Consider the following 26,724-nt stretch of genomic DNA (forward strand, 5'->3'; position numbering starts at 1 on the left):
GCGCCCAACCATATGAATCAGGAGAAGTCCTTTGGCTGAAATCATCGTAGTCACTTCCGGCAAGGGCGGCGTGGGCAAGACCACCAGCAGCGCCAGCCTGGCATGCGGCCTGGCGCGGCGCGGCAAGAAGGTGGCGGTGATCGACTTCGACGTCGGCCTGCGCAACCTGGATCTGATCATGGGGTGCGAGCGTCGGGTGGTGTACGACTTCGTGAACGTGGTGCACGGCGAAGCGACGCTCAAGCAGTCGCTGATCAAGGACAAGCGCTTCGACAACCTGTACGTGCTGGCGGCCTCGCAGACGCGCGACAAGGATGCGCTGACCCAGGAAGGCGTGGGCAAGGTGCTGAAGGACCTCGCCGCGGACGGTTTCGAGTACATCATCTGCGACTCGCCGGCCGGTATCGAGAAGGGTGCGTTCCTGGCGATGTACTACGCCGACCGTGCAGTGGTGGTGGTGAACCCGGAAGTGTCGTCGGTACGCGACTCGGACCGGATCATCGGGCTGCTGGACTCGAAGACGCACAAGGCCGAGTCGGGCCAGAACGTGCCGGCGTTCCTGTTGCTCACGCGCTACAGCCCGGCCCGGGTGGAAAGTGGCGAGATGCTGAGCATCACCGACGTTGAGGAAGTGCTGGGCCTGAAGGCCATTGGCGTGGTGCCCGAGTCGGGCGACGTGCTCAATGCGTCCAACAAGGGCGAGCCGGTGATCCTGGACCCCGAATCGGCGGCGGGCCAGGCGTATGAAGATGCGGTTGGCCGCATTCTTGGCGAAGAGCGTCCGATGCGCTTCACCACCGTGGAGAAGAAAGGCTTCTTCAGCAAGCTGTTCGGAGGGTAAGCATGGGACTGTTCGATTTCCTGAACCGGAAGAAGACGACGGCCGAAACGGCGAAGAACCGCCTGCAGATCATCATTGCGCAGGAGCGCAGCCATCGCGGTGGCCCAGACTACCTGCCGCTTCTGCAGCGTGAGCTGCTGGAAGTGATCAAGAAGTACGTGAACATCGACGCGGATGCGGTGAAGGTCGATCTGGTGAAGGACGGGGAGCACGATGTGCTCGATATTTCCGTCGCCTTGCCGGAAGGCCCGCAGCAGCCCTGAGCCTTGTCGCCCCTTCCGGTTGGGAGGGGCGGTTGAATGCATGCCATGACGACCGACGTTGCCGCCGCCGATGTGCAGGTTACCTGCGTCGGCGATATCCACTTTGATGATGCCGTTGCCCTGCTTGCCGCGCACGACCTGCGGCTGCACCGGGTAGGCGCCGCCGCGCCGATTCCAGGCAGTTACTGGGGCGAGCCGGAGGCGGGCATCATCGGCAGCGATGTGTACGTGCGCGACGATACGCCGGTGCACTCGATGCTGCACGAGGCCTGCCACCTGATCGTGCTGCCACCGGAGCGACGCGCGCTGGTGCACACCGACGCCACCGATTCGGTCCCCGAAGAAGACGCCACCTGTTACCTGCAGATCGTGCTGGCCGGGCAACTGCCCGGCGTGGGTAGCGACCGCCTGATGCTGGACATGGACGCGTGGGGGTATACCTATCGATTGGGGTCCACGCGTGCGTGGTTCGAGCAGGATGCGGAAGATGCCAAAGCGTGGTTGCTCGAACGCGGCCTTCTTCCTGCGTAAATCCGCACGCGCGGTTAGTCCTGGGCGCGTGGCGACGCGCCAACCCTGTAGGCGCCAAGGTGTTCACTCGGCGCGGTTCGAGCAGGATGCGGAAGATGCCAAAGCGTGGTTGATCGAACGCGGCCTTCTTCCTGCGTAAATCCGCACGCGCGGTCATTCCTGGCGGCCTTGATCCCCGGTAGTGCCGGCCGCTGGCCGGCAACCAGGCGATGCGTCACTTGTCCAGGAGATTGCCGGCCAGCGGCCGGCACTACCCGGATCAGCCCTGCCCCGCCATCGCGCGCAGGGTGATGCCCACGATGTAGGCCAAATACGTCCCAGTGGCATACCCCATCGTCCCCAGCAGCACCCCGACCGGGGCGAGCGACGGATGGAAGGCCGCCGCAACAACAGGCGCAGCGGTTCGAGCAGGATGCGGAAGATGCCAAAGCGTGGTTGCTCGAACGCGGCCTTCTTCCTGCGTAAATCCGCACGCGCGGTCATTCCTGGCGGCCTTGATCCCCGGTAGTGCCGGCCGCTGGCCGGCAACCAGGCGATGCGTCACTTGTCCAGGAGATTGCCGGCCAGCGGCCGGCACTACCCGGATCAGCCCTGCCCCGCCATCGCGCGCAGGGTGATGCCCACGATGTACGCCAGATACGTCCCGGTCGCATACCCCATCGTCCCCAGCAGCACCCCAACAGGCGCAAGCGAAGGATGGAACGCCGCCGCAACGACAGGCGCAGACGCCGGCCCGCCGATGTTGGACTGCGAACCAATGGCGAAGTAGAAGAACGGCACCTTCAGCACCCGCGCCAATGCCCACAGCAACACGATGTGCACCGCGATCCAGATGATGCCGAGCAGGAACAGCCACGGCCGGTCCAGCAGCGCCAGCAGATCCATCTGCATCCCGATGCAGGCAATCAGGAAGTACAGCAGCAGCGAGCCCAGCTTCGACGCCCCCGCCCCTTCCAGGTTGCGCGCGCGCGTGAAACTCAACGCCAACCCGCACGTCGTGGAAATCACCACCACCCACACGAACGGCGCGTCCAGGCTGAACTGCGACGCCCAGGACACATGGCCCTTGAACCACGCCGACAGCGGCCCCGCGATCGCGTGCGACAGCCCCACCGTGCCGAAGGCCACTGCCACGATCAGCATCAGATCGGTCAGGCTCGCCACCCGCTCATGCTCGCTGCGGAACTTCTCGATACGCAGCTTCAGCTCGTCGATGCCCGACGTATCGGCCCCGCTGCGCGCATCGATTTTCGCCGACCGCCCGGCCAGGAAAATCAGCGCCGCCATCCACACATAGCCCACGCCCACGTCCACCACCGCGAACTGGCCGAACGTGGTGGCGTTGACCTCGAACACCTCGCGCATCGCCAGCATGTTCGCGCCGCCGCCGATCCAACTGCCAGCCAGCGCCGCCATGCCGGCCCACGTGTCGCCGGCCACCGTGTCCGGGTGCAGCCACTTCATCAACTGGAACGCCACCACCGCGCCCAGCATGATGCTGAAGGACGCGCCCAGGTACATCACGATCAGTTTCGGCCCGAGCCGCAGGATGCCCTTGATGTCCACCGCCAGGGTGAGCAGCACCAGCGCCGCCGGCAACAGGATGTCGCGGGCGATGGGGTTGTACAGGTGCGTGTTCTGGCCGTCGATCAGCCCGAACGTGTTGTAGATGCCCGGGATCAGGTAGCACAGCAGCAACGCCGGCACGACGGTATAGAAGCGCTTCCACAGCCCCTGCTCGCGCGAGGCGGTCCAGAACACGGCCCCGAGGGTGGCGGCGATCAGGCCGAAGACGACGATGTCGTTCTGGATCAGGGCGGGAGCTTTCACGGGTGTGGAGTACCTGAAGGAGGGGCGTGCGATTCCACACGTTTCGGGAAAACAATCACCGGTAGAGCCGACCGTTGGTCGGCTGCCGTAAAAGAGCAGCCGACCAACGGTCGGCTCTACCGGTTACACCGCCGACGATCAGCGGTTATACCCCCGACGATCACCGGTTATACCGCCGACGATGACCGGTTGCACCGCCGGCGATGGCCGGTTGCACAGCCGCCGATCACCGGTGATACCGCGGCCAACAAGAGCCGGTGCCATGAAGAAGCGCCGCCCCATGGGGCGGCGCGTCCATCCGGCTTATTCGCCGATGTGCTGCTTCAGCCAGCCATTGACGGTGTCGTGCCACTGCACGCTGTTCTGCGGCTTGAGCACCCAGTGGTTCTCGTCCGGGAAGTACAGGAACTTGGACTCGATGCCCTGGCGCTGTGCGGCGGTGAACGCGGCCAGGCCCTGTTCGACCGGAATGCGGTAGTCGAGCTGGCCGTGGATGATCAGGATCGGCTTCTTCCAGTCGGACACGTGGTTGACCGGATTGAACTTCTCGTAGTTGGCCGCCTTCTGGTACGGCGTGCCGCCCTGCTCCCACTCGGTGAACCACAGCTCTTCGGTGGCGTAGCCCATCATGCGCTGGTCGAACACGCCGTCATGGTTGACCAGGCACTTCCACGGCGCATTCCAGTTACCGGCGATCCAGTTGACCATGAAGCCGCCGTAGCTGGCGCCGAGCGCACAGGCCTTGTCGCCGTTGAGGAAGGCGTACTGCTTCTGCGCCGCGGCCCAGCCCTTCTGCAGGTCTTCCAGCGGGCGGTCGCCCCAGTGCTGGCTGATCGCGTCGGTGAACGCCTGGCCGTAGCCGGTGGACCCGTGGAAGTCGATCATCACCACCGCGTAGCCCTGGCCCGCATAGGTCTGCGGGTTCCAGCGATAGCTCCAGCCGTTGCCGAAGCTGCCCTGCGGGCCGCCGTGGATCAGGAAGGCCACCGGGTAGGTTTTGCCTTCCTGGTAGTTGTACGGCTTGACCACGTAACCGTGCACGGTTTCGTTGTTCCAGCCCTTGAACTGGAACTGCTCGTAATCGCCGAAGGCCACGTCGGGCAGCATCTGCGCCGCGCTCGGTGTGATCTCGCGCGGGCTGCTGCCGTCGGCGCCGGCCACCACGATCTGGTCACCGCTCTTGAGGCTGTTCTTCGTGTACGCCAGGGTGGTGCCGGCAATCACCGGCGAGCCGATGCTGCCGCCCTCGGCGACGACCGTGGCCTTGCCGGTGGCGATGTCGATGTTGAACAGGCGGTGCTCGCCCAGGTCATCGGCGGCGGTGTAGAAGCTGCCGCCGTCGGCGCTCAGCACGATCTCGCCGGCCGAGCGGTCCCAGGTCGGGGCAATGTCGCGGGCCTTGCCGGTGGCCAGGTCCAGCGCGATCACGCCGAAGCGGTCGGCTTCGAAGCCCGGGCGCTTCATGGCGCGGTAGTACAGGGTCTTGCCGTCGGCGCTGAACACCGGGCCGGCATCCCAGGCCGGGTTGGCGGCGGTCAGGTTGACCGGCGCCTGCTTGCCGTCCACATCCAGCTGGTACAGGTCGAAGTTGGTCGACCACGGTTCCTGCTTGCCGGCTACGCGGATGGACGCCACCACGGTCTTGCCGTCCGGTGCCCAGGCAAAGTCGTCATTGCCGCCGAACGGCTTGGACGGCGCATCGCCATCCAGGGTGGCGCTGATCGCCGAGGCGCCTTTCACCGCCGCGCCCTTGGCGGCCGGCAGCGGGGCGACGAACAGAGTGTTGCGGCGGCCATCGTTCCAGGTGTCCCAATGGCGCACGAACAGGTTGTCGAACACTTCGCCGGTGTTCTTGCGCGCCTTGTGCGCGTCCAGCTTCTTGCTGGTGCAGGCCAGGTCCGAACCACAGGCCTGGAACACGCCACTGCTGAACACCACGCGGTCGCCCTGCGGGGAGATGTGGAAGCCGTCCACGTCGACCGGGAAATCGGTCAGCTGGCGCGGGGTGCCGCCGCTGATCGGCTGCACGTACAGCTGCTGGCTGCCGCCCTTGGCACTCAGGAAGTACACGCTCTGGCCGTCGGCCGACAGCGCGGCCGAGTTGACGTTCCAGCCGGCCGGGGTGAGCGGCTTGGGCGGGGCGGCGTCGCGGGTGCGCAGGTTGCGGATGAACAGGCCGGTGCTGGCCTTGCTGTCGGCGCCGACCACGCGCTTGGCGAACACCACGTTGCCACCGTCGGCTGTGAGCAGCGGGGCCGAAACCCGATCCAGCGCGATCATGTCGCGCACATCCAGGCCACGCGTGGCGGCCAGCGACGGCAGTGCGGTCAGCAGGCACAACGGCAGCAGGGCGTAACGAAGTTTCATCGGGTTCTCCGCGGAACGGCAAAACGCCGATGGTAGGGCCGAGGGGGTGGCCGTTGCAAAGGCCATCGGTCATGGCGCCGCCCGGAAACGACAAACCCCGCCGGGGCGGGGTTTGTCGGGCATCACACCAGTCGGTCAGACCTTGCCGCCGGACCGCTTGCCGGTGCGGTAGATCAGCCAGCCCACCAGGAACAGCACGGCCAGGCCGATCCAGTCGGCACCCGGCAGGGCGAACGGCAGGGCCAGCACATCGGCCTCGCCGGTGAGCACGATCGGGATCGCAATGGCGATACCCATCAGCGCTTCACCGGTGATCAGGCCGGCGGCGAACAGCACGCCCGGCTTGTGCACGCGGTCACGGCCTTCTTCGTCCTCGGCACGCACCTTGTGGAAGCGCTCGACCAGGTAGGAGATCAGGCCGCCCAGGAAGATCGGCACCATCAGCTCCAGCGGCAGGTAGATGCCGATCGCCGCGGCCAGCACTGGCACGCGGAAACGGGAACCGCGCGACTTCAGCCAGCCATCGAAGGCGATGATCAGCGCACCGATGCCCGCACCGATGGCGATGAAGGTCCACGGCAACTGGCCACCGAACAGACCCTTGGCCACCGAGGCCATCAGGTTGGCCTGCGGCGCCGCCAGCGCGTTGGGGTGCGCGGCGGTCGGCGCACCGATGCCGTACGCGGTGGCCAGCAGGTTCAGCACCGGCGCCATGATCAATGCGCACGAGAACGCACCGATGCCCAGCATCAACTGCTGCTTCCACGGGGTTGCGCCGACGATGTAGCCGGCCTTGAGGTCCTGCAGGTTGTCACCGCCGACCGCAGCGGCGCAGCACACCACCGCGCCGATCATGATGGCCGCCACCGCACCCAGCGGGGCACCGCCCACGCCGACCGGGGTCAGGCCGCTCTTGCCCAGCAGCACTACCAGCACGGCCGAGGCAAACAGGATGGTGGAGATGGTGATGCCCGAGACCGGGTTGTTGGACGAGCCGATCAGGCCGGCCAGGTAGGCCGACACCGAGACGAACAGGAAGCCGGCGACGATCATGATGATGGTCATCGGGATCGACACGTGCCACTGGCCCACGATGGCCTGGTACAGCGCCAGCAGCGGCAGGGTGAACACCACCAGGGCCACCAGCATCCACTTCATGGGCAGGTCGCGCTCGGTCTCGGCCAGGGCCGGACCGCCACTCTTGCGCGCGGCGGCAAAGCCGCTCTTGACGCCGCTGAGCAGTGACTTGCGCAGCGAAATCAGGGTCCAAACGCCGCCGATCAGCATCGCGCCGACGCCGAGGTAACGCATCTTGGCGCTCCAGATCGCAAAGGCCGCATCGGTGGAGGACGCACTGACGATCGAGGCGGCCAGCGCCGGGTCGCTGTCCATGAAGAACGCCTGGTACAGCGGAATGGCGATGTGCCAGGACAGGATCGAGCCGGACACCACCACGATGCCGACGTTGAGGCCGACGATGTAGCCCACGCCCAGCAGCGCCGGCGACAGGTTGGTGCCGATGAAGGCGGTGATCTTGGAACTGCCGATGTAGGCCGACTGCGCCCAGGCATCGGGAATCAGGCGCATGCCGCTGGCGGCAGCGACCTTCACGAACGCACCGATCACGGCCGACACGGCCAGGATCTTCAGGCCCGGGCCGGGGTTTTCACCGGCCTTGAGCACTTCGGCGGCCGCCTTGCCTTCGGGGAAGGGCAGCGGGTCTTCGACGATCATCGAACGCCGCAACGGCACCGAGAACAGCACGCCCAGCAGGCCACCGAGGCCGGCGATGCCCAGCACCCACCAATACTTGAAGTCCGGCCAGTAGCCCATGATCACCAGCGCGGGGATGGTGAAGATGACACCGGCGGCGATCGACGAGCCGGCCGAAGCGCCGGTCTGGACGATGTTGTTTTCAAGGATGGTGCCACCGCCCAGCAGGCGCAGCACGCCCATGGAGATGACGGCCGCGGGAATCGCGGTGGCGATGGTCAGGCCTGCGAACAGACCGAGATAGGCGTTGGCGGCCGACAGCACCACCGCCAGCACGATGGCAAGCACCACCGCGCGGAGGGTGAGCTGCTTGGGCGCAGCGTCGTTGTTCATGGATGCCCCTGATGGCAAAAAATCCCTGCCACGCTAGCGTTCATGTACGGGCAAGTCCAGTAGTGCCGGCCGCTGGCCGGCAACCTTGCACCACCCGATCAAGGCCCCCGTTGACCTACGCGTGCCGCCGCAGCCACGACACGCCGGACTCGGCAACGTCCAAGGCCGGGCCCGTCCACTTTAGTTATGTTATATCCTATCGTACCGAGCAACTGGCGCTGCTGTGACGTATCCCCCCACCTCCCGCCTGACCTCCATCGACCAGCTGCGTGGCACCGTCATCGTGCTGATGCTGCTCGACCACGTGCGCGAAACCTTCCATATGCACCAGCAGGTCGGCGACCCGATGGCGGTGGACCAGGTCGAGCCGGCGCTGTTCGTCAGCCGGTTGCTGGCGCATCTGTGTGCCCCGGTGTTCGTGCTGCTCACCGGCCTGTCGGCCTGGTTGTACGCCAGTGGCAAGCCGGATGGGCGCCGGGCCGCGTCGGCCTTCCTGCTCAAGCGCGGCCTGTTCCTGGTGGTGTTGGAACTGCTGGTGGTCAACTTCGCGTGGACGCTGCAGTTCCCGCCCAGCGTGATGTACCTGCAGGTGATCTGGGCGATCGGCATCAGCATGATCGCGCTGGCCGGGCTGTTGTGGCTGCCACGCGGCGCACTGGCGGTGCTGGCGCTGGCTGTGATCGCCGGGCACAACCTGCTCGATGGCGTCCGCGTGCAGGGCGACGGGGCGCTGGCCGTGCTGTGGAAGGTGCTGCACCAGCGCGACTGGATCGCCGTGACCGACGGGCTGCGCCTGCGCACCTCCTACCCGGCGCTGCCGTGGATCGGCGTCATTGCGCTGGGTTGGGTGATCGGCCCGTGGTTCGCGCGCGGCGGCGATGCCCTCCTGCGCCAGCGTCGCCTGTGGATGGCCGGCGCCGGTGCGCTGCTGGCGTTCGTCATCCTGCGGGCGGTGAACCTCTACGGGGACAGCCCGTGGCAGTCCTTCGCCACAGTGGGCAGCACGCTGATGAGCATCTTCAATGTCACCAAGTACCCGCCTTCGCTGCTGTTCCTGCTGCTGACCCTGGGCATCGGCCTGCTGTTGCTGCGCCTGTACGAGCAGCCGCGCGTGGCCCGGGCGCTGGCGCCGCTGGCCGACATCGGCGCGGCACCGATGTTCTTCTACCTGCTGCACCTGTACGTGCTGAAGCTGCTGTATGTGCTGGCCGAGGCACGCTGGGGGCACACCCACGGCGCGTATTTCGCCGTGGACCACGTGGCGAGCCTGTGGGTGATCACCGCGGTGCTGGCACTGGCGCTGTACTGGCCGACCAGAACATTCGCGCGGTTCAAGGCGCGGCGGCGGGATCTGGCCTGGCTTCGCTATCTGTAAGCGCGCGATGCCGGGATGGTGAGGCTGCCGGCCAGCGGCCGGCACTACGACAATGGAGCGGGCGGCACCACGACGGCGGAGCGGCCAGACGCGGCACGGCTGTCCCTTCGCCCCCGGCCTATACTCGCCCCCTTGTCCGCCCTGCCCGATCCCTCGATGACCGCAGCCGCCCTGCCCGCCTCCGCCACGTCCACCGCCACCGACGACTTCCTCGGCCATCCCAAGGGCGTCTACGTCTGCTTCTTCACCGAGATGTGGGAGCGGTTCTCGTTCTACGGCATGAAGGCGCTGCTGCTGCTGTACCTCACCAAGTACCACCTGTTCGGCGACAAGGCCGGGCTGGACTTACTGGGGGCGTATGGCGGGCTGGTGTACTGCATTCCGGTGTTCGGCGGCCTGCTGGCCGACCGCTGGCTGGGCATGCGCAAGGCGGTGGTGTTCGGCGGCGTGCTGCTGGTGCTGGGGCACCTGGGCATGGCGTTCGAAGGGCATGCCGCCGTCCGCGTCGATGGCGCGGTGGTCCGCGATGACGCCGCGCTGGGCATCACCTATCTGTCGCTGGCGCTGATCATCATGGGTGTAGGCTTCCTCAAGCCCAACATCTCCACCATCGTCGGCAAGCTGTACCCGGAAAACGATCCGCGCCGCGATTCGGGCTTCTCGCTGTTCTACGCCGGCATCAACCTGGGTGCGCTGTTCGCCTCGCTGGTGTGTGGCTTCCTTGGCGAGGCCTACGGCTGGAAGTACGGCTTCGGTGCCGCCGGGATCGGCATGGTGATCGGCCTGGGCATGTTCCTGTGGGGCCAGAAATACCTGCAGGGCCACGCCGAGCCCACCGACGTGCCCGCCCTGCGCCAGCGCGTGCTGGGCATCCGCCGCGAATGGCTGATCTATGCGGTGGCCGTGCTCGGGGTGGTGCCGGTGGCAGCGCTGATGTGGGCCGCGGCCAATGGCGCGTTCGCGCTGGGCGGTGAAATCAGCCTGGCGCTGATGTTGATGATCGTGGTGCTGGGCGGCGTGCTGGTGTGGTTCGCCTGGTTCACCGGTACCCGCTGCACGCCGGTGCAGCGCCAGCAGATGATCGCGCTGATGGCGCTGATCTTCATGGCGCTGGTGTTCTTCACCCTGTACGAGCAGACCTACGGTTCGTGGGTGACCTTCACCGACCGCCTGCTGACCAAGGACCTGGTGCCGTCACTGGTGATCCAGGGCGGCACGCCGCTGCCGTGGTCGATCGCCTCGTTGCTGCTGGCGCCGCTGGGCTTCGTGGTGGCGGCACGGCTGTCCGAGCGCAACCCCGGCTCGACGGCTCCGCGCAACCTGTTCGTCGGCATCGTCGTGCTGATGCTGGTGATGCTGGTCCGCGACTGCCTGGTGATTCCGCAGACCGCCGGCTCGCTGACCTACCTGGGCGGGTTGTTCCTGGTGGTGCTGGCGCCCTTGTTCGCCACGTTGTGGGCGTGGCTGGACCGGCGTCGGCTGGACCCGTCCAAGCCGGTGAAGTCGTCGTTCGGGCTGATCTTCGCCGCGCTGTCGTTCGTGCCGCTGGCACTGGCTGCGCAGCAGGTGGGCGCGACCGGGCAGATGGCCAGCGTGTGGTGGCTGGTGCTGGCCTACCTGATTCTGGAGATCGGCGAGATGTGCCTGTCGCCGGTGGGCCTGTCGGCGGTGACCCAGCTGGCTGCGCCGCGCGTGGTCAGCCTGATGATGGGCACGTGGTTCCTGGCCACGGCGTTCTCCGAAACGCTGGCCGCGCTGTTCGGCAAGCTCGCCGCGATCGAGGTGCCCGAAGGCGAAACCATGAACATCGCCAGCGCCGCCGCCAGCTACGAACACCTGTTCTGGCTGCTGATGTGGATCGGCCTGGGCTGCGCGGCCGTGGCGCTGGCCTGTTCGCCGCTGCTGAAGAAGATGATGCACGGGGTGAAGTAAGCCGCGTGCGGGGCCATCAACAACAACGGCACCTCGCGGTGCCGTTGTTATTTTCAGCCGAACGATGCGATCAGGGTTGCGCGGGCTTGCCGGCCGCAGCGGTTTCACCGCCCAGATGCCGGGACAGGAACGCGAGCAGCTTGGTGTAGTACTCGCGGCGGTGCGGGTCGGTGTAGAAGCCATGACCCTCGGTCGGGTAGTACAGCGATTCCACCGGCACGCCAGCCTTGTTCAAGGCCGCTTCCATGCGCTTGGTGTGCTGGATCGGCGCGCGCTTGTCTTCGCCGCCGGCCGCCAGGAACACCGGCACCTTGATCTGCGCGGCCAGGTTGACCGGTGACATCGCGCCCAGCTGCTGCGGGTTGCCCAGCCATTCCTTCAGGTAGGTTTCGCCCGAGCCCTGGCTCTGGATGTCGCCAGTGGTGAACATCATCGGCAGGTCGTATACGCCCACATAGCCGGCCGCGCACTTGTACAGCGCCGGCTCCTTGGCCGCGCCCATCAATGCGGCGTAGCCGCCGTAGCTGGCGCCGTAGATGCAGATGCGCGCGGGGTCGGCATGGCCCTGGGCGATCGCCCAGCGGGTGGCGTCGGTGACATCGTCCTGCATGGCCCCGCCCCACTGGCGCGCACCGGCCGAGCGGTACGCACGCCCGAAGTTGCCCGAGCCGCGGAAGTTGACCTGCAGCACCGCATACCCGGCCGCGGCCAGCAGCTGCGGTTCGATGTCATAGCTGCCGTCATCGAAGATGCCGAACGGGCCGCCATGCGGCAGCACCACCAGCGGCAGCTTCGCACCGGCCTTGCCGGCGGGCACGGTGAGGAACCCGTTGATGTCCAGACCATCGCGCGCCTTGAATGCCACCGGGGTGACCTTGGCCGACGTCGTGGCGTCGACCCAGCTGCTACGGCTGATCAGGTGCTCGGCCTTCTTGGCGTCGGTGTTGAAGATGTAGAAGTCGCCGGGGTTCTGTCCGGACCACGCTTGGACCAGCAGCTGCTTGCCGTCGCGGGTGCTGGAGGTGATGTAGATGGCATCGCCACCGAACGCCGCCTCGAGGCTGCGGTACAGGCGCGCGTCGGCCGAGGTTTCATCGAAGAAGCGGGTGCGCGGCTTGTCGCCCAGGTACAGCGCGCCCACTGGAATCGAGGTGCCGGGGCGGCGGATGATCCGGCTCGGGTCCACCTGCGGGTCGCGCAGCAGCGGGGTGCGCTTGCCGGTGGCCGGGTCCCACGACACGATCACGTCGGGGCCCTTATCCTGTTCGCTGGTGAAGTAGGCCAGGCTGTTGTCGGCCGAGAAGCCGATCGCCTGTTCGATCCGGCCATTGACCGCTTCGTCGTTGACCAGCTTCCAGGTGTCGCCACTGGCTTCGCGGTAGTACAGCTTGTTGACGTTGTCGGCACCGGCGCCGTGGGCGAACCGCACCTGGCCCGCGTTGTCGCTGGTGAAGTCGGCGCGCCGCACCGGCGAGCGGGCGATGGTGGTGCGACGCCCGCTCTGTACGTCGAGGCGATCAACGCGGGTGAAGGGGTCTTCGGCGAACGGCCAGATCGAGACCAGCACGTTGCGGTCGTCCTGGGCCAGCTCATCGAACATGAAGGCGGCCACGGTTTCGACTTTCTTGGGCTGGATGCGCGTGCCGGGGCCGCTGCCTTCCACGCGATAGCCGACCAGCAGTTCGCCACGGCCACCGTCGGCGTTCATGGCGTACAGCTCGCCAGTGAGGCGCGGCTGGTCCAGCGAGCCCATTTTCTCGGCCAGGCCGATCAGGACGCGCTCGCGGTTGACCCAGTCGAACGCGGTGGCATGGTTCTTGGGCGGCGGCACGAACGAGCCGACGATCTTGCCGTCGGTGCGGCGCAGGATGGCCAGTGCGGTGCGGTCTTCCATCGGCACGGTGGCCGCGTAGTACTCGCCATCGGGCGAGATCTTGATATCGGTGAACTGGTCACGCTTGAGGTAGTGCTCCAGATCCACTGCGCTGGCCTGCCCGGCCAGTATCCCCATGGCGATCAACGCCACCCACGTCGTCGTGCGCATCCTTATCCCCTGTACGTCCGGACACCCTGTCCGGGTGGCCGATTCTAGGCGTAAGCGCCGCGCGGGTGCCAGTGAGCGTCAATTCCGGCAGGCGGTGTCGCTCTTGCCCCGGGAGGATGGTGCTTCTCCCTTCGAATGGGGACAAAAAAACGGTTCTTCGCCCGTCTGAGGGCAAGCAGAAGCGTACATTGACGCTTTCCAGGCGCAGCCGTCGGTGGGTCGGGCGCTGGGGTCCCATGCCCTTTCCGGCGAATGTCCTCCGGCGTCGGCCTGCGGCCGCCCCCTCCCCCTTTATTTCGCCTCCAAGGGCATGGGACCCCAGCGCCCGACCCACCGACAGCGCCAGAAAAGCCTGGCTTCCCCTGCTTGCCGCAAGCCGAGCCCCGTAGCGGCCGGTAGGCTCCTGGGCAAAATAAAGGAGGAGGCCGCCCCGCGGCCGGGGGACATTTGCACCTGGGGCCTACCGGCTGCTACGGGGCCCTCACGTTCGCGACCAGCCTGATCGAAGACGCCAGCCGATCCAATAGGCGCCTGCATACCCGGCCACCCGCGTCGCGTCGTGCGCACTCTGCGACGGCCCTTGCTGCAAGACGCTCCCCTCAGATGGGAGAAAAAAAAATGGCACCGCAAGCGGTGCCACTCCAGGAATGCATTGAGGAGAGAGTTCAATGCATGCCGCGGAACGCGAGGGTCAGGGCAAGGATCGACAGGATCACCGCGATGGTGCCGTCGAGGATGCGCCAGGTCTTCGGCTTGGTGAACAGCGGGGCCAGCAGGCGCGCGCCCAGGCCCTGGGCGGTCAGCCACAGGCAGCTGGCGGTGAACACGCCGGCCGCGAAGGCCATGCGCGCATTGCCGAAGTTTTCGGCGATGCCGCCAATGACCATCATGTCGAGCCAGAAATGCGGGTTGATCAGCGAGAAGCCGACCGCCGACATCAGCACCGCGCGGCGCGAGGTGCTGTCGCCGTCGTCCACGTGCATGCCGCCGCCACCGGCCAGCGCGCGCCGCGCCGACTGCCAGGCGTACCACGCCAGGAAGGCCACGCCGCCCCACAGCACCACGGTGGTCAGCCACGGCAGCGCCTGGGTCAGCGTGCGCAGGCCGGCCACGCTGGCGAAGATGAAGATGCCATCGATGGCCGCACAGGTGGCCACCACCGGCACGATGTGCTTGCGCAGGATGCCCTGGCGCAGGATGAAGGCGCTCTGTGCACCCACCACCGCGAACAGGCCGATGCCGGTTGCCGCACCACTGAACCACGCGGCCAGACCGGGGCCGCCGGAGATGAAGGAGAACATGGGATACCGCCTTGTCTTGCTTGTGGGGGCGGTGCCTCGCCAAGGCGTACAGCACCGGATGGCGCATATTGTCGCGCCGCAACATGGAAAAGTAGAGCTAAACTTGCTTAACCACCATTAGCCAGGCTTAAGACCATGCGGATCGACCATGCCCAGCTTCGCGCCCTTGCCGCCGTGGTCCGCGAGGGCAGCTTCGAGCGCGCCGCGCAGTCGCTCAATGTCACCTCCTCGGCGGTGTCGCAGCGGATCAAGGCGCTGGAAGACCGGGTGGGACGGCTGCTGGTCAAGCGGTCTTCGCCGGCCGTGGCCACCCCCGAGGGCCAGGTGCTGGTGCAGCTGGCCGAGCAGACCGCCCTGCTCGAGCACGACGCCCTGCACCGGATGGGCCTAGCCGACGAAGACCTGCCGCAGGCCAGCATCCCGGTGGCGGTGAACCACGACAGCCTGGAAACCTGGTTCCCCGAGGCGGCGCGCAGCTTCGCCTCGCAGACCGGGACCACCCTGGACCTGCGCCTGGAAGACCAGGACCACACCGTGGCGCTGCTGCGCCAGGGCGCGGTGCTGGGCGCGGTTACCACGCTGGATGAGCCGGTGCAGGGCTGCCAGATCCACGCGCTGGGCAGCATCCGCTATGCCGCCACCTGCACCCCGGCGTTCCACGAAAGGCACTTCTCCAAGGGGGTCAACGCGCAGTCGCTGGCACAGGCCCCGGTGCTGGTGTTCAACCGCAAGGACGACCTGCAGGCGCGCTTCGCCCGGCGTCTGGCCGGCGAGGACCTGCCGCTGACCGCGCCGACCTGGTGGATTCCCTCCACCCGCGCCTTCGTGCAGGCCAACCTGGGCGGGCTGGGCTGGACCATGAACCCGCTGCCGTTGGTCAAGCGCCACCTGGAAGCTGGCCGGCTGGTCTACATGAAGCAGCGCGCGTGGGAAGACGTGCCGCTGTACTGGCAGCACTGGAAGGGCGATGTGCAGACAATGGCCCTGCTCACCCGGGCCGTGCTGGCCGCCTCGGCGGCGCTCGTAAGAAAGAAGCGATGACCGCCAGCCCGTAACGCCGACCGCTGGTCGGCTGCAGAAATCCAACGCCCCCGTGCAACGCCGACCGTTGGTCGGCTGCACAAATCCACCGTTCACACCCCGGTAGAGCCGACCGTTGGTCGGCTGCCTGACCAGGGCCGTACCCAAGCCCTACACGACCCGACCACCCCGCCCAGCGCAGCATCAGCGCAATCCAGCCACGGGGGCCTCAATGGACAGCGATCCGGTCTACCTGCATATCCGGGTGGTGCTCAGCATCATCCTGGGCCTGAGCATCACCACCCTGCTGCGCGGGCTGGCCTCGATCATCGAGCACCCGAAACGACGTGGCTGGTCGTGGATCCACCTGTGCTGGGTGGTGTGGGCGCTGGTGTCGGTGGTGACCTTCTGGTGGTGGGAGTTCCGCCTGGGCGAGGTGCGGCACTGGAACGTCGAGACCTACCTGTTCGTCATCGGCTACTGCGCCTCGTGGTTCATGTTGTGCACCCTGCTGTTCCCCGACGACGTGCGCGAGTTCGGCAGCCTGGAAAACTACCTGCTGCAGCGGCGCGGCGGATTCTTCGGGGTGCTGGCGCTGATCACCGTGCTGGACCTGGTGGACACCGCGATCAAGGGCCACAGCCGCTGGCAGATGCTGGGCCAGGCGTACTGGGTGCATACCGTGCTGATGCTGGCCATTGCCGCGTTGGGTATGGCGATGAAAACCCGCCGGGGCCACCTGTGGCTGGCACTGGCGGCGCTGGGCTACCAGTGCGGGTATTTCGCAGCGGAGTACTTCACGCTGGGGAGCGATTGAGCCAGCGCCCGGCTTTCGGCGGCATGCGGCTACCGATCAGATAGGGGTAACGCTCCACCATCGTCCCCGTGGACATGGATCTCATGCCGGACAACGTCTGCGCTTTTCCCAGGGGCGCCCGCGGCGAGATTCACCGAGAATTCGGCGATGAGGTCAACCGGACGCGACGCCATGCTGTTGATCTCGGTGGCAAATATCCGCCACGTATACGCCACCGATTCGGCGGGGGCCAGCGTTTGAGGGTTCTGGCGTTGGCGCGCGCCCGCCAGGTTGGTTCTCAGCTGCAGCGTTCTGCCGCTCTGCACATCGGTCAGCAGCACACTTGGGCCGCGCCGGCGGAAGTACGCGATAGGCAATTCGACCGGGGCATCCCTGGTATTGCGCAGTGTCAGTTCCACCCTCAGGTCGCTGCCGTGGAAGCGGCAGGCGGCGTCATCAAGACACCGTACGCTCAGCGCGACGCCATCCGACAGCCGAGCCGTCTCGCCCGCTACCGCAGGAGACGCCCCCAATAGAATCAACGCCGCAATCGTATCTCGCATGCTATTTCCCGTCCGGTCTCATCGCGTAGCAGCTCCTGAACTTCCCGGGCGACGTTCCAGGCGTGCCTTGGAACGGCTTCATACCTGAAGGCCTCATAGCCCGACAGGAGCGTGGCGAGCGGATCGTCCACCTCGCGGGGCTCTCCTGCCCGGATCACCTCACCATCGACCGTTCCATCCGGACGAAAATAGTGGACGTAATAGTCATTATCGACAATGTAGCCGTATTCGTCCGGAATGCCGATGCAGTGGGCGAATTCATGGGCATAGGTAAATGCGTCGGTGGTCGTGGACGCACTGAGGACGGAAGCATCCACATTCTCACGCTCGAGCGCCCCATGCAGTGCAACGACACAATCCTGTCCATGCGCCACCCATTCCACCTGATACCTCAGCGGGAAGGAGCGAACGCCACAGATCGGATCATTCACCTCGAGGGCGTACCGACGATTCCAGTAAGTATCCACGCCTGCGTCCATGCGCTCACGGGCAGTTTGTGCATGCACTGCCTCCACTCCGGCCTGTCGGATCACCAACATCTTCACCGTGACCACTAAATCGCCGCCCCGTTTTGCGGGAACCTCGACATGGAACTTGACGTAGTAAGGCTTGCTCACTTTCCTGCCGGTGGGGTCATACGTCTGGTAGTACCGCCCCTCGGCATTTTCTGAGATGTGCCTGCGGTAGTCCCGCATCCAGCACTGGGGATCCGACAGCGGCGTCGTATCAGACGCCGCTGGCGTCAGCGTGGAGGAGTAGTGACCCGCGGCGGCTCCGCTGGCGACGTCCATGTGCGCGTGTGGCGCAGGCTGGACGCCCGGGTTGGCATCTGCGGCACCATGTTCCACTGAGACCAGCCACTGCTTCCCCGCCAGGAGCATGCAGCCGCAACTCGCCTTGTCCCCCTCGCGGGCGACCGGCTGGCCATCGATGATCAGGGTCACATCACCGCTGGCGATGACGCCTGGGCCATGGACCGCGCACACCACCGGGTCATTCACCCGCGCCACTGCCTTTCCGTCGATATCGGTGTATGGCGAGCCTGACACCACGGCTCCGCCAAGATGAAGCCGGTCGCCGGCCACCACGAGCATCCTCGCCATGCACTCCCCCCATCCAACGTTGATGGGGAAAAAGTCTAGGCAGGGCTGACGCGCTGGACGCGGGTGCGCAGCTGCCTTGCAGCCCTGGCGGGCGTCCGCAGCCTTTCAGGCGTATGGCGGGATGACGCCATCGGCCATTCGTGCGCGGCATGCGGTGCATGCCGCCGCATGTTTACAGGGAGTGGCGCCTCAGCGCGCGCCCTCGCCCACCCGGCCGTCCACGATGTGCAGTTTGGCGCGGATGATGGTGGCGTCTGCGCCCTTCCGCTCGGGCGTGATGTTCAAACCGAACACCGCGTCCAGATCGATCGGGCGCAGTGCGAAGTCGGTGATTTCCTTCGGGGTGATCGGCCAGGTGAAGCGCACCGACTGGCCCGGCGCCAGCGTCTCCAGGTCCTTGAGCATCAGGCCGTCGACAGGATTGCGCCGCAACTGCTTTTCCTTGCCCGAATGGCGGTCCACCAGGCGCACGGCCGGGCCGCGCTTGCGCAGGAAGGCCACGGGCAGCGACACGTTGTTGCGGCCGCTGTTGCGCAGCTCCAGCTCGACACGCACGTCATCGCCAAGGAAACGGCACTGGGCATCATCGATGCAGCGGGCGTGGAGTTCGATCATGGGGGCAGGTTCCGGGGTCTGGGCAAACGTGGGTGAGGCGGCAAACAGGGCAATCAGCGGAATCAGGAAACGGTGCATGTTATCTCCCGGCCAAGGTCGCGGCGGAGCAGTTCCTGCACCTCGCGACCGATGTTCCAGGCGTGCCTGGGGTGGGTACGGGTGGCATGGTAAGTGGACATGATGGTGGCCAGCGCATCGGTGCTGTCGCGGAACGCCAGCGCCTCCACCGTGGCCGGATCGACACTGCCATCCGGTCGTATGTAGCGCACGGTGTCCGGGGCGTCGTCCTCGTTCTCCGAATACTCGTCGGGCAGGCCCAGGCAGTGGGCGAACTCGTGCGCGTAGGTCCACCCATCCGTGGTGGTGGCAACGTAGACCGTGGGCGGATCGACCATCTCGCGATCGTAGTCCTTGTGCAGCAGCAGCGTGTAATCCTGCCCTGCATCGACCCAGTGGATCTCGTAGCGGATCGGGAAGGACCGCGTGCCGCACTGCGGGTCGTTCACCGCCAGGGTGAACTTGCCGTTCCAGTGGCTGGCCACACCTTCCATCATGCGCAGTTTGGCGGTGGTGACATCGCCCGGCGTGACCCCGGCCAACGCGGTGACGCGTGCCTTGATCGACACCACCACATCGCCACCGGACTTGGCCGGCACGGCAATGTGGTAGGACACCGGGAACGGGCCTTCGTACTTGGTGCCCTGCGGATCGAGGGTTTCGAAGTAGCGGCCATCGGCATCCACTGCGATCTGCGCTTCATGGTCGCGCAGCCAGCATTGCGGCGGCGGCGGGGTCTGCGACGGCGGCGACGCGGTGGCGGTCTGTTTCAGCACCGCCCCGGCCAGCGACACCGCCGCAGCGATCACCGCCGCCTTGCCTGCGCCGCCACTGCTGCCCTTGGCCCCCCCGCTGCCACCGGCATCCACGCTGACCATCGCCTGCTGGCCTGCCAGCAGCGTACAGCCGCAGCTGGCCTTGTCGCCGTGGCGGGCCACCGGGTTGCCGTCAATGATGAGAGTGGCGTCGCCGCTGGCGATCACCCCGGGGCCATGCACCTTGCAGACCACCGGGTCGTTGACCCGGGCGACGGCGCGCCCGTCGATATCCGTGAACGGGGAACCGGCGACTACCGTACCGCCCAGATGGAGGTGGTCTCCGACCACGACCAGCATCCTTGCCATTGCGTACCTATCTTTATTTCGACGTATTCAGCCTTGTCAGTTTAACCGGAGACTCCCTTCCACCGGCACCCCGTCGGATGCTGCGTTGCACCAAATCCGTACCAGAAAGGGCTAAAATCCGCGCCAGGAAGCCGCTTTGAGCCCGTCTTCACAGGCTTGCGCGCCAACGGCGGCATCCTTTCCATATCTCCCCCCTTTGAGATTCCCATGAAAAAACTCGCGAAGGTCGTCCTCGGCCTGTTCGTGCTGCTGCTATTGGTGGCGGCCGTGTTCCTGTACTGGCCGCTGCATCAGCGCTCGGTCCCGGCCGCCGGCAACGACAAGCCGGTAGACGTCGTGCTGGTCGGTGGCGGCATCATGAGCATCACCCTGGCCACGTTCCTGCAGGAGCTGCAGCCGGACTGGAACATCCAGGTGTATGAGCGCCTGGACGGCGTGGCGCTGGAAAGCTCGGACGGCTGGAACAACGCCGGCACCGGCCATTCGGCCTTCGCCGAGCTGAACTACACCCCGGAACTGCCCGATGGCAGCATCGAGACCAAGCGCGCGGTGGGCATCGCCGAGCAGTTCGAGATCTCGCGCCAGTTCTGGTCGCACCAGGTGAAGGCGGGCCGGCTCAGCCAGCCGTCGGACTTCATCAACCCTACCCCGCACATGAGCTTCGTCTGGGGCGATGACAACATCGCCTACCTGCACAAGCGCCAGCAGGCGCTGGTGAAGAACCCGCTGTTCTACGGCATGCAGTACTCCGAAGACGCCGCGCAGATCAAGCAGTGGGCGCCGCTGCTGATGGAAGGCCGCGACCCGAAGCAGAAGGTGGCCGCGACGTGGATGCCGCTGGGCACCGACGTCAACTTCGGCGTGATCACCCGCCAGCTCACCGCCGGCCTGCAGCGCAGCCCGAACTTCCAGCTGCACCTGCAGCACGAAGTGGGCGCGCTGCGCCAGAACGATGACAAGACCTGGAACGTGACCGTGAAGGACCTGACGTCCGGCACCGAGTCCACGATCAAGTCGCGCTTCGTGTTCATCGGTGCCGGTGGTGCGGCGCTGAAGCTGCTGCAGCTGTCGGGCATTCCCGAATCGAAGGATTACGCCGGCTTCCCGGTGGGCGGCCAGTTCCTGGCCTTCCAGAACCCGGCCGTTGCCGGACGCCATTCGGTAAAGGCCTACGGCATGGCCGAAACCGGGTCGCCGCCGATGTCGGTGCCGCACCTGGATGCGCGCAAGCTGGACGGCAAGCCGGTGGTGCTGTTTGGGCCGTTCGCGCTGTACAGCACCAAGTTCCTCAAGCACGGTTCGTGGTTCGACCTGTATTCGTCGGTGAACCACAACAACGTGGCCGGTATGCTGGACGTGGGCGCGGAGAACCTGGACCTGGTGAAGTACCTGATGGGCCAGGCGCGCTTGAACGATGCCGACCGCCAGGCCGAACTGGTGAAGTACTTCCCCAACGCCAAGCGCGAGGACTGGAAGCTGGTCACCGCCGGCCAGCGCGTGCAGATCATCAAGCGCGATCCGGAGAAGGGTCCGGTGCTGCAGTTCGGCACCGAGATCGTGACCGACAAGGACCACACGCTGGCCGCGCTGCTGGGTGCCTCGCCGGGTGCCTCGACCTCGCCGCCGATCATGCTGGACCTGCTGAAGAAGGCGTTCCCGCAGCAGATGGCTGCCGGCTGGGAAGCGCGCCTGCAGCAGATCGTGCCGTCCTATGGGCGCAAGCTCAACGAGAGCGCGGCGCTGACCAACGAGATCCGCCGCCAGACCAGCGACACGCTGAAACTGCCCTACCTGGACGTGCCGGTGGAGACCTCGCCGGCGGTGATGCTGACCCCGCCGCCGGCCAACGCGCCGGCGCAGAAGCAGAAGAGTCGCAACGCCAACGAGGAACTGCAGGCGCTGTAACGCCTGCCGCGTGCGTGAATCAGATCCGGCCCCATCGTGGGCCGGATTTTTTTTGCGTTCTTCGCCCCTGATTAAGCGGGGTAAGTAGAAGCGTGCTTTGAATTTTTGCGGGCGGGGTTGTTGGCGGATCGGGCGCTGGGCCCCGATACCCTTTCCGGCGAATGTCCTCCGGCGTCGGCCTGCGGCCGCCCCCTCCCCCTTTATTTCGCCTCCAAGCGCATCGGGGCCCAGCGCCCGACCCGCCGACCACCTCCCAAAAGCGTGGCGTCCACCTGCGCACCGCAAGCCGAGCCCCGTAGTGGCCGGTAGGCGCCTGGGCAAAATAAAGGAGGAGGCCGCGACCGCGGCCGGGGGACATTTGCACCAGGGGCCTACCGGCCACTACGGGGCCCTCACGCTCGCGACCGCCCCGATCGGAGACGCCGATCCAAACGTCACCTGGCACACCCGGCCACCCGCGTAGCGTCGTGCTCACTCCGCGACGGCTCTTGCAACACGGCGCTCCCCTCAGAGGGCCTCCGGCCGCATTCAGTATTTGTAAAGCGAATGAGAACGCTTTACATTTACGCACCCCTGCGCTGCCGGCGCGGGCCGGGACGGCCTCAATGGACTGCCGCCAGGCCTGCTGCACGCCCCACGGCCGCAATGGCGCCACCCGCTGGCTCCCACCCCAGAAGGATCTACCGCCTGGCGCTCCGAGCGCCCGGCGCGCTGTGCCTGCCGCCTGCTGTTTCCCTCCCGAGACCGATTCGAGACCTGCGCATGTCCCTCCGCGATCTTTCGCCCCGCCCCCTCCGCCGCGCCCCGCTGTGCCTGGCCCTGCTCTCCGTGCTGTCGCTGGCCTCGCCCCTGGCCCAGGCCGACACCGCCGCCGACGCCAGCGATGCCAAAACCCTGGACAAGGTCAGCGTGCTGGGCGAGCGCGCTGCGCCGTCCAGCACCACGCGCCTGCCCATCAGCCTGCAGGAAACCCCGCAGTCGTCCAGCGTGATCGGCCTGCAGCGGCTGCAGGACGAATCGCTGTTCAGCCTCAACGACGTGATGCGCAACGTCACCGGCGTCAGCGTGTCCTTCTATGACACCCAGCGCCCGCTGTACTACGCGCGCGGCTTTGCCATCACCGACTTCCAGGTGGATGGCATTCCCACCTACAGCGGCTCGACCAACCAGGAATACGACACCGCTTTCTACGACAGCGTGGAAGTGATCCGCGGCGCCAACGGCCTGCTCAGCGGTGCCGGCGTGCCCTCGGCCACGGTCAACCTGCTGCGCAAGCGCCCGGGCAAGGAGTTCGACGCGTCCTTCTCGGTCAGCGCCGGCAGCTGGGACTATCGCCGCATGGAAGCGGACGTGACCGCGCCGCTGACCGCCGACGGCCGCTTCCGCAGCCGCGTGGTGGCCGCCTACACCGATCGTGATTTCTATTACGACCGCTACAAGGAAAACAAGATGGCCGGCATGGCCGTGCTCGAAGGTGATCTCACCGACAGCACCACCGTGACCGTGGGCTACCAGACCCAGGACAACAACCCGGTCGGCTCGACCTGGGGCACCGTGCCGTTCTTCGACAGCCAGGGCAACTTCGCGCACCTGCCGCGCTCGACCAACGTGGCCCCCAAGTGGAGCTACTGGCAGCGCGAAACCAGTACCGTGTTCGCCAACCTGGAACAGCATTTCGGCGAGAACTGGCTGCTCAAGGTCAACACCGCCTACACCCGTGGCAACGTGCAGAACGTGCGCCTGTATGGCACCGGCTACCCGGACCCGACCACCGGCGCGGGCATCTACCTGCGCACGGCCGCCGGCGATTCGGAAGACACCCGGCGCAACGTGGATGCCTACCTGAGCGGCACCTTCAATCTGTTCGGCCGCGAGCATGACGTGACCTTGGGCGGGCAGTGGTCCGACCTGGAAAGCACCACCAACACCCTCGCCCTGAACTACCCCACCGACTGGGCGCGCTGCGGCACCGAGCGCTGCTACTACATCCCCAACATCCGGTCGTGGGACGGCGACATTTCCGAAGTGACCTACACCCGTACCGGTGCCCGCCGCGTGGCGCGCACCCGGCAGAGCGGCGTGTACCTGGCCACCCGCCTGCGCCTGGCCGATCCGCTGTCGCTGATTGCCGGCGCGCGCCTGAGCCGCTGGGAGACGCTGACCCGCGCCTACAACGTGGCCGGTGCGTATACCGCCACCAGCGGCGCCTACAAGGTGAAGGACGAAGTGACGCCGTACGTGGGCCTGGTGTATGACATCACCCCGCAGTTCTCGGTCTACGGCAGCTACACCGAAATCTTCAATCCACAGAACTTCAAGGACAAGAACGAGAACCTGCTGGCGCCGGTGCAGGGCTCCAACCTGGAAGCGGGCATCAAGAGCCAGTGGTTCGACGGCCGCCTGACCGCCAACGCGGCGGTGTTCGAGGCCAAGCAGGACAACTACGCGATGCGCGACATGAGCGTGCCGGACGGCTCGCTCAGCGACGGCAGCTCGGCCTACATCGGCGTCAACGGCACCAAGGCGCGCGGCTGGGAAGTGGACATCAACGGCGAGATCCTGCCGGGCTGGACGGTCAATGCCGGCTTCACCCACGTCAAGGTGACCCGCGCGGCCACCGACCAGCTGTACGCCAACCCGGCCGAAGACCTGCTGCAGCTCAACACGCAGGTGCAGCTGCGCGGCGCGCTGTCGCGCCTGAGCGTGGGCGGTGGCGTGCAGTGGCAGAGCAAGGTGCAGGGCTACAACATCCCCTACCCGCTGGGCGGCACGGTCACGGTGAACCAGCCGGCGTATGCGCTGGTGCAGTTCAACGCCAACTACCGCCTCACCGACAACTGGACGGCCACCCTGAGCGTGCGCAACGCGCTGGACAAGACCTACTGGGCCAACCTGGACTACAACAACTACGGCGAACCGCGCTTCGTGGCGGCCAGCCTGCGCTGGACGTTCTGAGGCTGCCGGGGGTCATGGGGTTGCCGGCCAGCGGCCGGCACTACCCGGACCACACACGTAGAGCCGGGCTCTGCCCGGCTGCCTGACCACACACGTAGAGCCGGGCTCTGCCCGGCTGCCTGACCACACACGTAGAGCCGGGCTCTGCCCGGCTGCCCGACCACGCGCGTAGAGCCGGGCTCTGCCCGGCTGCCGGACACCGGCCGGGCAGAGCCCGGCGCTACGGCGTCCCACGCCATCAACCTGAACAGGCCCGCCGCTCGGCGGGCCTTTTTTTGCTGCACTGCGGGTTGCGCACGGCTTCATAATTATGGCGTAATTATCTCAACGCCAATCGGAAGTCCGTCGATGAACCCGAGCTGGGACACACTGGAGCGCGGCCGCCAGGCGCGGCTGGAACGCGCCGCGCCATGGGCCAGGGGCCGTGAGGTGGCGGCCGGCGATGTCGCCGAGCTGCTGCATGCCCTGCTCGAACCGGGCGACAAGGTCTGCCTGGAGGGCAACAACCAGAAGCAGGCCGACTTCCTCGCCCAGGCCCTGGCCGACCTCGACCCGGCGCGGGTGCACGACCTGCACATGGTGCAGTCGGTGCTGTCGCTGCCCGCGCACCTGGACGTGTTCGAGCGCGGCATCGCTTCCAAGCTCGACTTCTCCTTCTCCGGGCCGCAGTCGGTGCGGTTGGCCAACTTGGTCGCCGAAGGGCGCATCCAGATCGGCGCCATCCACACTTACCTGGAACTGTTCGGCCGCTACTTCATCGACCTCACCCCGCGGGTGGCGCTGGTGGCCGCGCAGGCGGCGGACCGGCACGGCAATCTCTACACCGGCCCGAATACCGAAGACACCCCGGTGATCGTCGAAGCGACCGCCTTCGGGGGCGGCATCGTCATCGCGCAGGTCAACGAGATCGTCGATACCCTGCCCCGCGTCGACATCCCCGCCGACTGGGTCAACTTCGTGGTGCAGGCGCCGCGCCCGAACCACATCGAACCGCTGTTCACCCGCGACCCGGCACAGATCTCCGAGATCCAGGTGCTGATGGCGATGATGGCCATCAAGGGCATCTACGCCGAGTACGGGGTCAACCGCCTCAACCATGGCATCGGCTTCGACACGGCGGCGATCGAACTGCTGCTGCCCACCTATGCCGAATCGCTGGGGCTGAAGGGCAGGATCTGCCAGCACTGGGCGCTCAATCCGCACCCGGCGCTGATCCCGGCCATCGAGTCGGGCTTCGTCAAATCGGTGCATTCGTTCGGCTCGGAACTGGGCATGGAGAAGTACATCGCCGCGCGCGGCGATGTGTTCTTCACCGGTGCCGATGGGTCGATGCGCTCCAACCGCGCGTTCTCGCAGACCGCCGGCCTGTATGCCTGCGACATGTTCATCGGCTCCACGTTGCAGATCGACCTGCAGGGCAACAGCTCCACCGCCACCCGCGACCGTATCGCCGGCTTCGGTGGCGCGCCCAACATGGGCTCGGATGCGCGCGGTCGCCGCCATGCCAGCGATGCCTGGCTCAAGGCCGGCCAGCAGGCCGCACGCCCCGGCGACATGCCGCGCGGGCGCAAGCTGGTGGTGCAGATGGTGGAAACCTTCCGCGAGCACATGGCACCGGCGTTCGTCGATCGCCTGGATGCGTGGGAGCTGGCCGAACGCGCCGCGATGCCCCTGCCGCCGGTGATGATCTACGGCGACGACGTGAGCCACGTGCTCACCGAAGAAGGCATCGCCAATCTGCTCTTGTGCCGCACCCCCGAAGAGCGCGAACAGGCCATCCGTGGCGTGGCCGGTTACACCGCGGTGGGCCTGGGCCGCGACCGCGCCATGGTCGAGAACCTGCGCGACCGCGGCGTGATCCAACGCCCCGACGACCTGGGCATCAACGTACGCGATGCCAGCCGCGACCTGCTGGCCGCGCGCTCGGTGAAAGACCTGGTGCGCTGGTCCGGCGGTCTGTACGACCCGCCCAAGCGCTTCCGCAACTGGTAAGGGA

The 26,724-nt window shown here is 66.6% G+C and carries 19 protein-coding genes and 1 pseudogene; 10 read left to right on the plus strand and 10 right to left on the minus strand.

Annotation, left to right across the window (positions count from 1 at the left end; all coding sequences use genetic code 11):
• Positions 1 to 31: 31 nt before the first annotated feature.
• Genes minD through DX03_RS14165 form a run of 3 tightly spaced genes read left to right on the plus strand, consistent with a single transcriptional unit; the run spans position 32 to position 1,635 of the window.
• Complete coding sequence (minD, locus tag DX03_RS14155; protein WP_038689737.1) at positions 32 to 841, plus strand: septum site-determining protein MinD; 810 nt, start codon at positions 32 to 34, stop codon at positions 839 to 841.
• Positions 842 to 843: 2 nt separating this feature from the next.
• Positions 844 to 1,104 carry a cell division topological specificity factor MinE gene (gene minE / locus DX03_RS14160; protein ID WP_017355894.1) on the plus strand — a complete coding sequence of 87 codons (261 nt, stop codon included), beginning with the start codon at positions 844 to 846 and terminating at the stop codon, positions 1,102 to 1,104.
• 45 nt (positions 1,105 to 1,149) lie between these two features.
• On the plus strand, positions 1,150 to 1,635 hold the full coding sequence (locus DX03_RS14165; protein WP_038692418.1) for a hypothetical protein: 486 nt from the start codon (positions 1,150 to 1,152) through the stop codon (positions 1,633 to 1,635).
• Between the two features lie 259 nt (positions 1,636 to 1,894).
• On the opposite strand, the pseudogene DX03_RS20940 reads toward DX03_RS14165, so the two are convergent.
• The 4 genes and pseudogenes from DX03_RS20940 to DX03_RS14180 form a co-directional block, all read right to left on the minus strand.
• A pseudogene (locus tag DX03_RS20940) lies at positions 1,895 to 2,035 on the minus strand (DUF819 family protein); the annotation flags it as partial.
• A 185-nt stretch (positions 2,036 to 2,220) separates the two neighbouring features.
• A complete protein-coding gene (locus tag DX03_RS14170) occupies positions 2,221 to 3,465 on the minus strand; it encodes a DUF819 family protein (RefSeq protein WP_038689738.1) in 1,245 nt (414 codons plus the stop codon).
• Positions 3,466 to 3,768: 303 nt separating this feature from the next.
• Positions 3,769 to 5,832 carry a dipeptidyl-peptidase 5 gene (locus DX03_RS14175; RefSeq protein WP_038689741.1) on the minus strand — a complete coding sequence of 688 codons (2,064 nt, stop codon included), beginning with the start codon at positions 5,830 to 5,832 and terminating at the stop codon, positions 3,769 to 3,771.
• A gap of 135 nt (positions 5,833 to 5,967) precedes the next feature.
• Positions 5,968 to 7,938, minus strand: coding sequence for an OPT family oligopeptide transporter (locus DX03_RS14180; protein ID WP_038689743.1), 1,971 nt, complete (start codon positions 7,936 to 7,938; stop codon positions 5,968 to 5,970).
• Between the two features lie 223 nt (positions 7,939 to 8,161).
• On the opposite strand from DX03_RS14180, the gene DX03_RS14185 reads away from it, so the two are divergent.
• Entirely contained in the window at positions 8,162 to 9,313 is a 1,152-nt protein-coding gene (locus DX03_RS14185; protein ID WP_038689745.1) for an acetyltransferase domain-containing protein, read from the plus strand.
• 156 nt (positions 9,314 to 9,469) lie between these two features.
• A complete protein-coding gene (locus tag DX03_RS14190; protein ID WP_038689747.1) occupies positions 9,470 to 11,245 on the plus strand; it encodes a peptide MFS transporter in 1,776 nt (591 codons plus the stop codon).
• A gap of 70 nt (positions 11,246 to 11,315) precedes the next feature.
• On the opposite strand, the gene DX03_RS14195 is transcribed toward DX03_RS14190, so the two are convergent.
• Positions 11,316 to 13,289, minus strand: coding sequence for an alpha/beta hydrolase family protein (locus DX03_RS14195; protein ID WP_038689749.1), 1,974 nt, complete (start codon positions 13,287 to 13,289; stop codon positions 11,316 to 11,318).
• A gap of 665 nt (positions 13,290 to 13,954) precedes the next feature.
• Positions 13,955 to 14,590: a LysE/ArgO family amino acid transporter gene (locus DX03_RS14200; protein WP_038689752.1), complete on the minus strand. Its 636-nt coding sequence runs from the start codon at positions 14,588 to 14,590 to the stop codon at positions 13,955 to 13,957.
• 135 nt (positions 14,591 to 14,725) lie between these two features.
• On the opposite strand from DX03_RS14200, the gene DX03_RS14205 reads away from it, so the two are divergent.
• Positions 14,726 to 15,631, plus strand: coding sequence for a LysR family transcriptional regulator ArgP (locus DX03_RS14205; RefSeq protein ID WP_038689753.1), 906 nt, complete (start codon positions 14,726 to 14,728; stop codon positions 15,629 to 15,631).
• Between the two features lie 211 nt (positions 15,632 to 15,842).
• Positions 15,843 to 16,427, plus strand: coding sequence for a hypothetical protein (locus DX03_RS14210; protein WP_038689755.1), 585 nt, complete (start codon positions 15,843 to 15,845; stop codon positions 16,425 to 16,427).
• A 29-nt stretch (positions 16,428 to 16,456) separates the two neighbouring features.
• On the opposite strand, the gene DX03_RS14215 is transcribed toward DX03_RS14210, so the two are convergent.
• From DX03_RS14215 to DX03_RS20755, 4 genes are all read right to left on the minus strand, one after another.
• Positions 16,457 to 16,969 (minus strand): hypothetical protein, encoded by a 513-nt coding sequence (locus DX03_RS14215; protein WP_185753354.1) that lies wholly within the window; start codon positions 16,967 to 16,969, stop codon positions 16,457 to 16,459.
• Entirely contained in the window at positions 16,945 to 18,072 is a 1,128-nt protein-coding gene (locus tag DX03_RS20750) for a PAAR domain-containing protein (protein WP_081797249.1), read from the minus strand. The genes DX03_RS14215 and DX03_RS20750 overlap by 25 nt, the downstream gene beginning before the upstream one ends.
• Positions 18,073 to 18,261: 189 nt before the next feature.
• The gene (locus DX03_RS14225; RefSeq protein WP_038689760.1) at positions 18,262 to 18,765 is read right to left on the minus strand and encodes a hypothetical protein; all 504 of its coding nucleotides are present in this window, start codon (positions 18,763 to 18,765) and stop codon (positions 18,262 to 18,264) included.
• On the minus strand, positions 18,750 to 19,868 hold the full coding sequence (locus DX03_RS20755; protein WP_081797250.1) for a PAAR domain-containing protein: 1,119 nt from the start codon (positions 19,866 to 19,868) through the stop codon (positions 18,750 to 18,752). The genes DX03_RS14225 and DX03_RS20755 overlap by 16 nt, the downstream gene beginning before the upstream one ends.
• 207 nt (positions 19,869 to 20,075) lie before the next feature.
• Between DX03_RS20755 and mqo the strand changes: the two genes are divergently transcribed.
• The 3 genes from mqo to mdcA all read left to right on the plus strand — a co-directional run bounded on the left by mqo (position 20,076) and on the right by mdcA (position 26,720).
• Complete coding sequence (gene mqo, locus DX03_RS14235) at positions 20,076 to 21,773, plus strand: malate dehydrogenase (quinone) (protein ID WP_038689762.1); 1,698 nt, start codon at positions 20,076 to 20,078, stop codon at positions 21,771 to 21,773.
• A gap of 762 nt (positions 21,774 to 22,535) precedes the next feature.
• On the plus strand, positions 22,536 to 24,728 hold the full coding sequence (locus DX03_RS14240) for a TonB-dependent siderophore receptor (RefSeq protein ID WP_051598870.1): 2,193 nt from the start codon (positions 22,536 to 22,538) through the stop codon (positions 24,726 to 24,728).
• 348 nt (positions 24,729 to 25,076) lie between these two features.
• Positions 25,077 to 26,720, plus strand: coding sequence for a malonate decarboxylase subunit alpha (mdcA, locus tag DX03_RS14245; protein ID WP_038689765.1), 1,644 nt, complete (start codon positions 25,077 to 25,079; stop codon positions 26,718 to 26,720).
• Positions 26,721 to 26,724: the final 4 nt, after the last annotated feature.

Source organism: Stenotrophomonas rhizophila (genome assembly GCF_000661955.1).
GTDB lineage: Bacteria > Pseudomonadota > Gammaproteobacteria > Xanthomonadales > Xanthomonadaceae > Stenotrophomonas > Stenotrophomonas rhizophila.